This is a genomic window from Streptomyces sp. NPDC002564 (assembly GCF_042889645.1).
Taxonomy (GTDB): Bacteria; Actinomycetota; Actinomycetes; order Streptomycetales; family Streptomycetaceae; genus Streptomyces.
The window spans coordinates 236,825-250,464 of the sequence record NZ_JBIARE010000007.1; the positions used below are offsets into that span (position 1 = coordinate 236,825).

8 protein-coding genes are annotated in these 13,640 nt (G+C 70.0%); 2 read left to right on the plus strand and 6 right to left on the minus strand.

What is annotated here, in order from left to right:
* Window positions 1-70: 70 nt before the first annotated feature.
* The 3 genes from ACFYXE_RS25235 to ngcE all read right to left on the minus strand — a co-directional run bounded on the left by ACFYXE_RS25235 (window position 71) and on the right by ngcE (window position 3,557).
* Window positions 71-964 carry a carbohydrate ABC transporter permease gene (locus ACFYXE_RS25235; RefSeq protein ID WP_361180718.1) on the minus strand — a complete coding sequence of 298 codons (894 nt, stop codon included), beginning with the start codon at window positions 962-964 and terminating at the stop codon, window positions 71-73.
* Window positions 965-985: 21 nt separating this feature from the next.
* Window positions 986-1,927 (minus strand): sugar ABC transporter permease, encoded by a 942-nt coding sequence (locus ACFYXE_RS25240; protein WP_361180720.1) that lies wholly within the window; start codon window positions 1,925-1,927, stop codon window positions 986-988.
* Between the two features lie 196 nt (window positions 1,928-2,123).
* The gene (gene ngcE / locus ACFYXE_RS25245) at window positions 2,124-3,557 is read right to left on the minus strand and encodes an N-acetylglucosamine/diacetylchitobiose ABC transporter substrate-binding protein (protein WP_389315887.1); all 1,434 of its coding nucleotides are present in this window, start codon (window positions 3,555-3,557) and stop codon (window positions 2,124-2,126) included.
* Between the two features lie 675 nt (window positions 3,558-4,232).
* On the opposite strand from ngcE, the gene ACFYXE_RS25250 reads away from it, so the two are divergent.
* Window positions 4,233-8,138 (plus strand): GH92 family glycosyl hydrolase, encoded by a 3,906-nt coding sequence (locus tag ACFYXE_RS25250; protein ID WP_389315889.1) that lies wholly within the window; start codon window positions 4,233-4,235, stop codon window positions 8,136-8,138.
* Between the two features lie 100 nt (window positions 8,139-8,238).
* Here the strand turns inward: ACFYXE_RS25250 and ACFYXE_RS25255 are convergent, their stop codons facing one another.
* From ACFYXE_RS25255 to ACFYXE_RS25265, 3 genes are all read right to left on the minus strand, one after another.
* On the minus strand, window positions 8,239-9,675 hold the full coding sequence (locus ACFYXE_RS25255; RefSeq protein WP_389315891.1) for a M1 family metallopeptidase: 1,437 nt from the start codon (window positions 9,673-9,675) through the stop codon (window positions 8,239-8,241).
* 8 nt (window positions 9,676-9,683) lie between these two features.
* A complete protein-coding gene (locus ACFYXE_RS25260; protein ID WP_389315893.1) occupies window positions 9,684-10,118 on the minus strand; it encodes a hypothetical protein in 435 nt (144 codons plus the stop codon).
* 196 nt (window positions 10,119-10,314) lie between these two features.
* Window positions 10,315-12,468: a trypsin-like serine peptidase gene (locus ACFYXE_RS25265; RefSeq protein WP_389315895.1), complete on the minus strand. Its 2,154-nt coding sequence runs from the start codon at window positions 12,466-12,468 to the stop codon at window positions 10,315-10,317.
* A gap of 355 nt (window positions 12,469-12,823) precedes the next feature.
* On the opposite strand from ACFYXE_RS25265, the gene ACFYXE_RS25270 reads away from it, so the two are divergent.
* A complete protein-coding gene (locus ACFYXE_RS25270) occupies window positions 12,824-13,429 on the plus strand; it encodes a hypothetical protein (RefSeq protein WP_389315897.1) in 606 nt (201 codons plus the stop codon).
* Window positions 13,430-13,640: the final 211 nt, after the last annotated feature.

Here is a 13,640-nt window from a genome sequence, read left to right on the forward strand (position 1 = left end):
CACGGCCCGATTGGCCTCAACAGGCCTAGACCTCTTTCGTGGCCAACCTGAAATCACCGGCCTCACCAGGTCACTTGAGTGCTCCCGCGGTCAGACCGGCCTGCACCTGGCGCTGGAAGACGGCGTAGACGACGAGCACCGGCAGCATGGCGATGGTCAGGCCCGCGAAGAGCGCGCCCCAGTCGCCGCGGTAGCCCTGCGACACGGCCAGCGAGGCCAGGCCCTGCGGCAGCACGTAGCTCTGCTCGTCCTCGTTGTTGAGCAGGAGCGGGAGCAGGTACTGGTTCCACTGGCCGAGGAAGTTGAAGATGCCGATGCTGACCAGGCCGGGCTTGGCCATCGGCAGCATGATCTGGAAGAAGGTGCGGGTGTGCGAGGCGCCGTCGACCATCGCCGCCTCCTGCACGCCGGTCGGCAGCGTGCGGAAGAAGGAGGTCAGGAAGAAGGTGGTGAAGGGCAGCGAGTACGCGATGTAGGCGATCATCAGGCCGGGCCGGGTGTCGAGGAGACCGAAGTTCTCCATGACCGCGAACAGCGGCACCAGGGCGAGGATGACGGGGAACATCATGCCGCCCGCGAACAGCATGAAGATGAACCGGTTGCCGGGGAAGGTGAAGCGCGCGATGACGTAGGCGGCCATCGAGCCGAGCAGCATGGTGCCGGTCAGCGAACCCGCCAGGATGATCAGCGAGTTGAGGGTGTACTGGCCGATGCTGGCCTTGCTCCACGCGTTGCTGAAGTTCTCCCAGTGGAAGGAGGCGGGCCAGCCCATCGGGTCGCTGAGGATCTCCGCCGAGGGACGGAACGCGGTGAGCGCGACCCAGATCAGGGGTCCCGCCGCGAGGACGACCCACAGGACGAGGAAGGCGTGCGAGAAGACGTTGAGCGTGCCGCCGGTGGCCTTCTCGCGGCGGGCCGCGGCGCTCTTCTCGGGGCCGGGCGCGGTGGTGGTGGTCGTGGTCATGATGCAGTGGCTCCCGCGGTCTCAGTATTCGATCCGGTCGCGGTTCCCCACCCGCATGACGATCAGGGAGAACGCCATGCTCAGGAGGAGAAGGACGACACCGATGGACGTGGCGTAGCCGTACTGGCCATCTCGGAACCGTTCGTAGAGGAAGACCGGGGTGACCTTCAGGACGTGCGGCGGGACCATGACCAGGCAGATCGCGAAGGTGTCCAGGGCCTGGATGCCCATGTAGATCCAGCCGGTGCGCACCGTGTCCCAGATCAGCGGGAGCGTGACGCTGAAGAAGGTGCGGGCGCGGCCCGCGCCGTCGAGCAGCGACGCCTCGTAGATCTCCTTGGGGATCGAGCCCATCGCGGCGGAGAAGAGCACCACGTAGAAGCCGACGAAGCTCCAGCTGATCACGGTGAGCAGCGCGATGAGGGCGAGGTTCTGGTCGCCGCCGAGCCACGCCGGGCCGTCGATGCCGACCTTGTCGAGGCCGCCGTTGATCAGGCCGCTGTTGGTGTTGAAGACCCGTCCCCACACCACCGCGATGATCGCGACGGACAGGACCTGCGGGAAGAAGTAGACGACCTTGTAGATCGAGGAGCCCGCGACGCCCGCGATGGCCTGTCCCCTGCGGTGCCGCCCGCCCGAGGTGATCATGTAGGCGAAGAACATGCCGAGGATCAGCGTCAGGGCCGGGGCGATCAGCAGCAGCAGGGTGCTGATCTGCAGCGAGTCCCAGAAGCGGTCGTCGTTCCACATCTTCTGGTAGTTGTCGAACCCGACGAAGTGGGCGACGGGGCCGCCGGACCAGTCGGTGAACGAGTAGTAGATCGCCTGGAGGAAGGGCGAGACGACGAACAGCGCGTAGAACGCGAGCGGCACGGCGAGGAAGCCCACGATGAAGCGGTACTTGTCGAGCGTGCGGTAGCGCCGGTCGTAGCGGACGCGCTCGGGGGTGAAGCGGGGTGGCAGCACCACCGCAAGGACGAACAACAGCAGGCTCGGTGCGCCTGGCGCGGGCCTCGCGGCCGGCTGCTTCTTCGAAGGTGGTGGGTTGTCCACCCGGGTGTCGGTCTTCACACTGCTCAGCCCCGCCCGCTCATTCCATGCCTACGTGCTCGGTCGCGTGCCCGGGTCCGGGGCGCGGGGCCCCGGACCCACTGGAGGATCAGGCCTTCTTGACCTTGGTGATGTCGGGGTCCTGCTTGATCCGGTCCGCGGCCTTCTGCATGGTGTCCATGGCCTGCTTGGCGCCGATCTGGCCCTGCATGAACTTGTGGATCATGTTGTTGAAGTCCTCGCGGAACAGCTCGTTGTACCAGTCCATGAACTGGGGGATGACGACGTTCTCGCCGGCCGCCTTGATCGCCGCCTGCGCGCTCGCCGCGCCCGAGGGCAGCTTCAGGCCGTCGATGGCCCCCTTGACGACGGGCATGGAGCCGATCTCGTTGAAGAGGTTGACGGCGGCTTCCTTGCTGTACATCATCCGCAGCCACTCCAGGCCGCCCTGGCGGTTCTCGGCCTTGGCCGGGACGATGAAGGGCTCACCGGCCGGGGCGTAGAGGGTGCCGAACGGCAGCTTGTCCGAGGAGTCCAGGGACGGGGTCGCGCCGACCGCCATCCGGAAGTCCTTGGGCGTGGTGTCCTTGGCCTCGTTCTCCACCCAGGAACCGTTGGGCACGAAGAGGCACTTGCCCTCCTTCGTCCACGCGGTCTGCATCTCGGTGTGCGCCTCGGTGCCGTCGAAGCCGGTCAGCACGTACTTCTTGGCGACCAGCTCCTCCCAGGCCTCGAAGACGTCCTTGACCGCGTCGTGCTTCCAGGCGTTGGGCTCCAGGTAGTCCATCGCCGTGGTGACGTCGCGCCCGCCGCGCTGGGCGAACATCGCGTACATGCTGAAGAACATGTACCGCGGGTGACCGCCGGGGTAGCTCCAGCCGTGGATGCCCTTGGCCTTGGCCTTCTTGCAGACCGCGAGCATCTCGTCCCAGGTCTTGGGGTACTCGGCGTCCAGGCCGTCCTCGAGGAGCTTCTGCGAGTACCAGTTGCCGTACACCGTCAGTGCGATGTTCAGCTGGTAGCACTCCTTGCCGCCGAAGCGGCCCATCTGCTCGACGACCGGCACCAGCGTCTCGCGCACGGTGACGTCCGGGTCGTCCCACGAGGGGGCGTCGAGGACCTCGCTGAGGTCGGCGACCTGCTTGTTGTGGACCAGCTTGCCCGGGTTCATCTGGTCGGCGCCGGAGTTGTTGACGACGTCGGCGGTGGGCTTGCCGCGGACGATCTTCGGCTGGACCTGGGTGGCGATCTTCTCGGTGGGCTTCTGCTCGGGCTTGGCCTTCGGGTACTTCTTGGCGTACATGTCCGTGACGAACTGGGCGTACTTGTCGCCGTACCCGCCGTTGAAGATGTAGACCGTCAGGCCCGCGTCCTCCTTGACGCCCAGCGGGTTCTTCTTGGACTTCTTGCCCTTCTGGGCCTCGTTCTCGTCGCCGCCTCCGCTGGCGCAGGAGCTCAGCGCCCCGACGGCCGGCACCGCGAGCAGAGACGCGGCGGCCGCCCTCTTCATGACATCACGACGGTTGACGCTGGTGGATCCCATGCTCAAGTCCTCGCCTTCTCCAGGACTCAGGCGGTGAACCGGACCCTGACCGGCACCGCGGTGGTGTGAAGCTGGGGTCGTGCGTTATTGCGGTGGAGCGGCGGAATGCGACGGGCGGAAAAGGCAGTTGACGTTTCGCGGCTCTCCGTATCGCCATGTCGCCATGTTTTCGTTTTCCCCGTCCCGCCACCGCCGGGCCCGTGGCCGGCGGACGCCCGCCCGGACGCCGACAGGTATAGTCCACTTGCGGCCGGGTGGGCAAGATCGAATACACGTTTGCTCCGTAGGCTTTTCCGAGTTGAGACCTGTGCCGTTCTCCTCGGCGAGACCTGCGACGTTCCCCTCGAAACCTCTCGCACCTCCCGGCGGGACGGCGAGGACTTTCGTGCCGGTTTCCATGGACTTTCCCACGCGGGCGGCGCGGACAGTGGTCCAGTGCGCGCCGCGCGGCGAGGGACCCGCCGCCGCTCACCGGGCCCGCACGGACGCGCCGCCGCGCCACCCAGGCCCCCGTGGCCGGTTCCCGCCACCCCGGCACCGACCTCCCCGGACCGCCGCCCCTACACCAACAAGAGCCCCGTCAACAGCCTTGACACCACTCGACACTTGACGCCCTACTAGACCTTGCGCAGCGACCGTGACAACGTTGTCCAACTCGCAAGGAGGGGCTCGGGGATGCCGCACTCGGCACGCAGACCTCGTTACAGACACCACCGCCCGGCCGGTCCGGGAACCCGTTCGGCCACGGCCGTCGGGACGCTGGCGCTCGCGCTCGTCGTGGCGGCACAGGGGGCCGCCGTCGCCGGGCCCGAGCGACCGCCCCGCGCGGACCGGGAGTTCTCCTCGTCGTTCGAGGAGGACCAGGCCGCACCCGACTGGCTGAACACCGTGGAGCGGACGCCCGACGGCGGCAAGAAGGCGTCGGGCGTCAACGGCGCGTTCAGCTCCGGGCTTCCGGGCAGCGTGAACGACCACGTGACCGAGGTCCGGGCGAGCGGGGAGAACACCGGCGCGGGCGAGGTCGCGGCGAACCTCGTCGACGGCGAGGCCACCAGCAAGTGGCTGACCTTCGCGAAGGACGGCTGGGCCGAGTTCGACCTGGACGAACCGGCGAAGGTCGTCACGTACGCCCTCACTTCGGCCAACGACCACGCCGAGCGCGACCCGAAGGACTGGACGCTCCGGGCCTCCGTGGACGGCAAGGACTGGAAGGTCCTCGACGAGCGCAAGGGCGAGAGCTTCGACGGCCGCCACAAGACGAAGACGTACGCCATCGACAACCCCGAGAACTCCACGGCGTACGCGCACTACCGTCTCGACGTCACCGCGAACAACGGCGCGTCCGACGCCCTGCAACTCGCCGACGTGCAGCTGTCGGTGGGCGGCTCGCAGGCGCCCGTGCCCGAGGACATGCTGAGCCTGGTGGACCGCGGCCCCAGCGGCTCCCCGACCGCCAAGTCCCGCGCCGGGTTCACCGGCACGCACGCGCTGCGCTACGCGGGCAGCCACACGGCGGACGGCCGCGGCTACTCGTACAACAAGGTCTTCGACGTCGACGTGAAGGTGGCGCGGGACACCGAGCTCGGGTACCGCCTCTTCCCGTCGATGGCCGAGGGCGACCTCGACTACGCGGCGACGAACGTCTCGGTCGACCTGGCCTTCACCGACGGCACCTACCTCAGCGACCTGAAGGCCGTCGACCAGCACGGCTTCCCGCTGACCCCGCGGGGCCAGGGCGCGGCCAAGGCGCTCTACGTCAACCAGTGGAACGACGTCACCGCCCGCCTCGGCCGGGTCGCGGCCGGCAAGACCGTCGACCGGGTGCTCCTCGCGTACGACTCCCCCAAGGGCCCGGCGAAGTTCCGCGGCTGGCTCGACGACGTGTCGCTGACCCGGAAGGCCCCGCCGAAGCCGAAGGCGCACCCCTCCGACTACGCGGACACCACGCGCGGCACCAACTCCAGCGGCGGCTTCTCGCGCGGCAACACCTTCCCGGCCACGGCCGTCCCGCACGGCTTCAACTTCTGGACGCCGGTGACCAACGCGGGCTCCCTGAGCTGGCTGTACGACTACGCGCGCGGCAACAACGAGGACAACCTGCCGACGATCCAGGCGTTCAGCGCGAGCCACGAGCCGAGCCCGTGGATGGGCGACCGGCAGACGTTCCAGATGATGCCGTCGGTCGACCGGGACACCCCGTCCGCGTCCCGCACCCAGCGCGCGCTGCCCTTCAAGCACGAGAAGGAGACGGCACGCCCGCACTACTACGGCGTGACGTTCGAGAACGGCCTGAAGGCCGAGATGGCGCCGACCGACCACGCGGCGATGATGAGGTTCACCTATCCCGGTGACGACGCGAGCGTCATCTTCGACAACGTCTCGGAGAAGGGCGGCCTGACCCTCGACAAGGAGAGCGGCGTCGTCAGCGGCTTCTCCGACGTGAAGTCGGGGCTCTCCACGGGCGCCACCCGCCTGTTCGTGTACGGCACCTTCGACGCGCCGGTCACCGCGGGCGGCAAGCTGGAGGGCGGTGGCGGCGGGGACGTCACCGGCTACCTCCGCTTCCAGCCCGGCAAGGACCGCACGGTCGGCCTGCGCCTGGCGACCTCGCTGATCAGCCTGGACCAGGCCAAGGAGAACCTCGCCCAGGAGATCCCGGCGGGCACCTCCTTCGACCGGGTCAAGGACCGCGCCCAGCGGCAGTGGGACGACCTCCTCGGCAAGGTGGAGGTCGAGGGCGCGAGCGAGGGCCAGCGCACCTCGCTGTACTCCTCGCTCTACCGGCTGTACCTGTACCCCAACTCGGGCTTCGAGAAGGTGCGTTCCGCGGGCGGCAGGGCGACGTACAAGTACGCGTCCCCGTTCTCGCCGCAGACCGGCCCCGACACCCCGACGCACACCGGCGCGAAGATCGTCGAGGGCAAGCCGTACGTCAACAACGGCTTCTGGGACACCTACCGCACCACCTGGCCCGCCTACTCGCTGCTCACCCCGAAGAAGGCGGGCGAGCTGGTCGACGGCTTCGTGCAGCAGTACAAGGACGGCGGCTGGACCTCGCGCTGGTCCTCGCCCGGCTACGCGGACCTGATGACGGGCACCTCCTCGGACGTCGCGTTCGCCGACGCGTACGTCAAGGGCGTGAAGTTCGACGCCGAGGCCGCGTACGACGCGGCGGTGAAGAACGCCACGGTGGTGCCGCCGAGTTCGGGCGTCGGCCGCAAGGGCATGGAGAGGTCGCCGTTCCTCGGCTACACGCCGAGCGAGACCCACGAGGGCCTGTCCTGGGCCCTGGAGGGCTACCTCAACGACTACGGCATCTCCCGCATGGGCGAGGCCCTGTTCAAGAAGACGGGCAAGAAGCGCTACCGGGAGGAGTCCGCGTACTTCCTCAACCGCGCCCGTGACTACGTGAACCTCTTCGACGACAAGGCGGCGGGCGCGGGCACCGACCCCGGCTTCTTCCAGGGCAAGGACGCCAAGGGCGGCTGGCGGGTGCCCTCGGACAAGTTCGACCCGCGCGTGTGGGGCCACGACTACACGGAGACCAACGCCTGGGGCTACGCCTTCACGGCCCCGCAGGACTCCCGGGGCCTGGCCAACCTGTACGGCGGGCGCAAGGGGCTCGGCGACAAGCTCGACACGTACTTCGCGACCCCCGAGACCGGCTCCGCCGAGTTCGCGGGCTCCTACGGAGGCGTCATCCACGAGATGACCGAGGCCCGCGACGTCCGCATGGGCATGTACGGCCACTCCAACCAGGTCGCCCACCACGCCGCGTACATGTACGACGCGGCCGGGCAGCCGTGGAAGACACAGGAGAAGGTCCGCGAGGTCCTCTCCCGCCTCTACACCGGCAGCGAGATCGGCCAGGGCTACCACGGCGACGAGGACAACGGCGAGCAGTCGGCCTGGTACCTCTTCTCCTCGCTCGGCTTCTACCCGCTGGTGATGGGCAGCGGCGAGTACGCGATCGGCTCGCCGCAGTTCACCAAGATGACCGTCCACCTGGACAACGGCCGCGACCTCGTCGTCAAGGCGCCGAAGAACAGCGCGAAGAACGTGTACGTGCAGGGCCTGAAGGTCAACGGCAAGAAGTGGACCTCGACGGCGCTCCCGCACAAGCTCGTGGCGAACGGCGGCGTCCTGGAGTTCGACATGGGTGCCGAGCCGTCGGCGTGGGGCTCCGGCAAGAACGCCCAGCCGACGTCGGTCACCCGCGACGACAAGGTGCCCTCGCCCAGGAAGGACGCCCTCAAGGGAGCGGGCGCGCTCTTCGACGACTCCTCGGCGACCACCGCCTCGGCGGACGCCGCGGTGACCCTGCCGGTCACCGGCAGGACGAAGGCCGTGCAGTACACGCTGACGTCGTCCGCCGACCGGACGAAGGCGCCGCGCGGCTGGACGCTGCAGGGGTCGAAGGACGGCGAGCGGTGGAAGCAGCTGGACAAGCGGTCCGGTGAGTCCTTCGCCTGGGACCGGCAGACCCGGGTCTTCACGGTCGACCGGCCCGGTGCGTACACGCACTACCGGCTCGTGCCGGACGGTCCTGCGACACTCGCGGAGATCGAGCTCCTGAGCTGAGCGCCGACCCCCGACCAGCACCGACCCCCGCGGCCGACCGGCCCCGGGGGTCGGTCCGCGTCAGGGGTCGGTCCGCGTCAGGGGTCGGTCCGTGTCGGGGTCAGTCCGCGTCGGGCTTGTCCGGGGAGAAGAGCCACGTCTGGAACAGGTCCGACAGGTCCTTCTTCGACGTCTTCTCGCACAGCGCGATGAACTGCTCGGTGTCGGCGTTCCCGTGCCGGTGCTCGCTCGTCCAGGCGCGCACGATCGCGAAGAAGGTGCGGTCGCCCACCGTCCTGCGCAGCCGGTGCAGGGTCATGGCGCCCCTGCCGTACACCGGGGAGTCGGAGACCCGGGTGGCGTCCGGCGGGTCGGCGGGCGGGAAGTCCCAGATGCCCTCGCTCTCCGGGTGCGTGCCGTCGTAGAAGGCCTCGAAGGTCCGCTGGGCGCTGCGGTGTCCGTGCTCCTCGTCCCACAGCCACTCGGCGTAGGTCGCGAAGCCCTCGTTCAGCCACATGTCCTGCCAGGCGCGGGGCGTGACGGAGTTGCCGAACCACTGGTGGGCCAGCTCGTGGACGACCAGGCGGGTGTCCGGCGCCTCCTCGAAGTACGGCTTGGTCTGGGTCTCCAGGGCGTAGCCGAGGTCGGGCAGGTGGTCGACGACGGCGCCGGCCGAGGAGAAGGGGTAGCGGCCGAAGCGCTTCCCGGCCCAGTCGACGACCTCGGGCACCAGCTCGGCGACGTCGACGGGTCCGTCCGCCTCGTCGGGGTCGACGGCCGTATAGACGGGCAGGCCGCCGTCCGTCCTGCCGGTGGTGACGTCGAAGACGCCGGTGACGACGGTCGCCACGTAGCTCGCCATGGGCTCGGCGTTGTGCCAGCGGAAGGTGGTGCGCCTGCCCCGCTTCCGGGTCTCGCGCAGCGTTCCGTTGCTGACGGCGGTGTAGTCGGAGGGGACGGTGACGTCGATGTCGTACGTCGCCTTGTCGGACGGGTGGTGGTTGCCGGGGAACCAGGTCATGGACCCGGTGGGCTCGCCGAGCGCCGCGACGCCGTCGTCCGTCTCGATCCAGCCCTCCTCGCCGCCGTCGGCCGCCGTGAACACCTCGGGCACCCCGTCGTACCGCACGGTGGCCCGGAAGGTCTCCCCCCGCGCCACGGTCTCGGCGGGCGTGAGCGTCAGCTTGTTCTTCTTCCGGCCGACGCGTGCCGCGGAGCCGTCGATGTCGGCGTGGCGCACGTGCAGGCCCGCGAAGTCGAGGCTCAGGCGGGAGAGGTCCTGGGTCGCCCGCGCGGTGACCACGGCAGTGCCCTTGAGGCGGTTTCCCTCGGGGGTGTAGTCGAGGGTCAGGGTGTAGTGCGAGACGTCGTAGCCGCCGTTGCCGAGCGACGGGAACAGGTGGTCGTCGACGCCGGTGGCGCCCGCGGAGCCGCGCGGCGACGAGGAGGTGCAGGCGGCCGTCGCGGTGAGGAGCAGGGCGAGCAGGAGGACGGAGCGGCGGGGGCGGATGGCGGGCTCCTGACGGGGGCGGGCGGGCACGGTCACGGGCGGGTTCACGGGTCGGGTCACAGGCGGGTGCGGGTGAGGCGCTCGCCGCGGGCGTCGAGCAGGACGAGGTCGCGGGCGACGGCATCTCCGTCGTCGCCGTCCCACCAGGTGCGGACGAGTCCGGCGAGCTTCTTGGCAGTGGCCGACTCGGCGGTGAGGTCGGTCTTCAGCTCTACGTCGTAGTCGGCGTCGGCTTCGGTGAGTTCGACCGTGGCCAGGGCCCGGGCGTGGCGTGCGGTGCGGGACGCGTCGCCGTCGCGGGCCCAGGCGCGGAACTCGTCGAGGAGGCGGGGGTGGGACTCCCGTACGGCGGCGTCCGTGCGGTCCGCGTCCTGCGGGCCCTGGTCGTCGCACGCCGGCAGGGCGAGGCAGAGGGCCGCCGCCGCGGAGACGAGCACGGCGGGACGGCGCGGGAGCGGGCCGCGGCGGCTCCTCGCGTACGCGTGGTGCATGGTCGTCGGGTCTCCGTCCGGTGGTGCGCGTCGGGATGGACGTACGAGGTGGTCGTACGGCTGGGGTGTACGAGGGGGGTCGTACGGCTGAGGTGTACGAGGGGTCGTACGGTCCGCGACAGGGAAGAGGGGCGGCGGCACCCTGAGGTTGCCGCCGCCCCTCGCGCCCCTTGCCGCGGGCGAGCGCCGCCCGTGGTCAGGCGGGTGCCACCAGTTGGTTCTCCGTGCCGATGCCGGAGGCGTTGCCGTCGGCGTAGAGGGTCAGCTCGCCGTCCGACCAGCGCACGACGGTGTCATCGGCCCAGGGGTTGTCGGAGAAGTCGCCGCCGCTGACGATCAGCGCGTGCTTCCACAGGTCGTTCGGGGCCTGCCACTTGTGCTCGCCCCAGGAGGACCCTTCGCCGGTGAAGTCCTGGTAGTGGGTCAGCTCGCCGTCGGACCAGCGCACGACCAGGTCCCAGGTGTCGTCGCCCGCGTAGTCGCCCGCGGTGATCTGCGTGGCGTGCTTCCAGGTGCCGGCCTCCGCGGTGCCCGGCGGGACGACCTTGATCTCCCTGCCGAGCTTCTTGTTGTCGCCGGTATTCTGGTACAGCGAGACTTCGCCGTCCGACCAGCGCACGACGAGGTCGTCCTGCCACGTGTTGCCGCCGAAGCGGCCCGCGGTGATCGCCTCGGCGTGCTTCCAGGTGCTGTTCGGGGCGACCAGCTGGTGCTCGCCGTGGAAGCCCTTCTCGTCGACCGACGGGTAGAGCGTCACCTCGCCGTCCGACCAGCGGACGATCAGGTCGGAGCCGTTGTCACCGGTGAAGTCGCCCGCGACGACCTGCTGGGCGTGGTTGCGCCACAGGTCGTTGGGGCCCTGGACGCGGAACTCCTTGTCGAAGTGGTTCTTGGCCTTGCCCGCGCCGCGGTAGATGCTGAGCTCGCCGTCGGACCACCTGACGAACATGTCCATCCGGTCCTCGGAGACCGGGCCGTCCAGGGCGAAGTAGCCGTTGGCGATGGACTTCGCGTGCTTCCAGGTGCCCGCGCCGGGCAGGACCGGGTCGGCCATCGGCGGCGGATTGATGCTCGCGGGCTGCTTGTTCGCCTTCGCCGCGTCGTAGATCCGCTTGACCTCCCCGTCGAAGTACGACGAGTACGAGGTGTTGGCGCTGTGACCGCCGGTCAGCCAGCCGCCGGTGACGCCGATCAGCTTGGGCGACTCGCCGCCCGCGGTGATGAAGGGGCCGCCCGAGGTGCCGCCGACGTAGCCGTCGCAGTTGATCTCGGTGAAGGTGCCGCCGCGCCAGAGCCGGCCGTCCTTGTCCTTCGCGTTGCCGGTGGTGTACTTCTTCGTCGGCGTGGTGCAGCTGAGCGGGTCCTGCTTCGGCTTGTACTTGCCGCCGCCGTACAGGTACGGGTAGCCGATGGCGTGCGCGGTGTGCTGGAAGCCGGTGTTGAAGCCCATCGGGATCGACCCGACGACGTTCTCCAGCTCCTTGCCGTCGCTGCGGGGCTCGGTGGCGAGGAACGCGACGTCGACGTCGGTGTAGTCCTCCTCGCTCTTCCTGGTCCCGGTGTAGCCCGGGTCCTTGAAGATGTGGCCCTGCTTGATGGGGTACATGCCGTGCGGCATGGGGCTCTGCGCGCTGTGCTGCGGCACGAAGATCAGGTTCGTCTTCTGGTCGTTGCTGTCGAAGCAGTGCGCCGCGGTGGCGACCAGGTTCTTGCCCGGGGACGGGACGACGGTGCCGCCGCAGAAGCGGTAGTCGTAGCGGTCCGGGTAGTCGTTGCCCGCCTTCTGCGCCCAGTAGAAGGTGCCGACTTCCTTGATGCCCTTGAAGGTGTGCGAGGGCGAGCGGAGCATGCCGTCGCGCGGCGCCGCCCCCTCGTCGTTCCCCCGGTCGTCGGTCCCGGTGCCCTGGTCGGCACCCTTCCCCGCCTTCTCGGCCGCCCTGACCGCGGCGGCCTCGCGGACCTGCTGCTCCTCGACCGGTTCGGCGCGGGCCATGCGCTCCGGCGTCCAGAACTTCTCCAGTGCGCGGGCCAGGTTCTGGTCAGGATCCTGGGACGGCGACGCGGAGGGGGCCGGGGACGCGGACGGGGCCGAGGACGTCGAAGGCTCCGACGCCTTCGGGGACTTCGGGGATGCCGAGGACTCCGGGGTCTTCGGGGATGTCGAGGACTCCGGGGCGTTCGGCGGCTTCGGGGCCGGGGCCGACGGGGTCGAGGCCGGCCCGGAGGTCTTCCCCGGCGTGCCGGGCGTCGGCGTGGCCGCGCCGGACACCGGCTCCGGCGCGGACCAGGCCGGTCCCGCCCCGGCCAGCAGGGCGGCCGCGGCGGCGATCGCAGGCAGGCTGCGTCTCATTCTCACTGTGATGTTCCCCCACAAAAAACGGACCCCGGGTCAACAGGGTCCGATTGGTACAGATCAATCGAGAAGGTACGTTACGCACACATCGAACGATGTGTCGATTGGGGCATAGTTGACCACTTGCCCCGTAAGTGATTTATCGCATCCGCGGGTTGAAACGGAGACAGCAGTGGGGAACAAGCGGCGATTCACCCGAACCGGGGCAAGGGCGGGGGCACTTGCGGCGGGGGCGCTGCTCCTGGTGGCCGGGTGCGCCGGGGGCGACGGCGACGGCGGCGGGTCCGCGCGCGAGGCGCCGGCGTCGCCGAAGCCGTCGTCCCGGAGTGACGGCCCGCGCAAGGACGGCAAGGTGGCGCGGGGGGACGACCCCAACCTCCTGCGCGGGTTCCGGTCCTGGCTCGCCTCGCACGACGCGGAGCACGACGACGCGCTGGCGCGCCACGCCCTGAACGTCCGGCTCGACTACCGCTCCGGCAGCCGCGCCGGTGTCGTCGAGGTGCTCACGGACTACGGCCCCTGGGGCCGGGCGGAGGCGCAGGTCGGCCCGCTGGCGAAGGCGTTCACGCAGTGGTGGGACGGGGACCCGGCGGCGGCCGACGCGCGCTTCCTGGGCCAGGGCGGCAAGACCGCCGGGAAGGCCGCGCTGTACGAGGGGGACGAGCCGTCGAACCTCCTGGCGCGGTTCCGCTCCTGGACCGCCGCCCACTCCCCCGACGGCGACCGGCTCGCCCCGCACCTGACCGGGCTCAGCATCGGGTACGGGGCCAAGGGCGCCGGAGCCGTCACCGTCTCGACCGACTACCGCACGCGCGAGGACCCCGGGACCCCGCGGCACGTCGACGCCCTCGGCGACGCCTTCGTCCGGTGGTGGGACGGCGACGCGGGCGCGGGCACCGTCACGGTGACCAGCGAGGACCAGGGCAGCCGGGCCGAGCGGACGCTGACCCGGTCCTGACCGGCGCGCCCGCCCGGTCCCGCCCCATACGCCCGTCCGGCCGGACCGGCCGCCCCCTTTCCGGCCTGTTAGGCTGGATGTCAGCGAAGGGGAGTAGTCCCGAGAACCGCTGGTCGACACACTGGACGCCCCAGGGCGCCCCGGCCACCGGGCTTCCGCACGGCGTGCGGGGCGGACGAGACCTTCGGCCAAGGCATGATCAGGTCCGCAC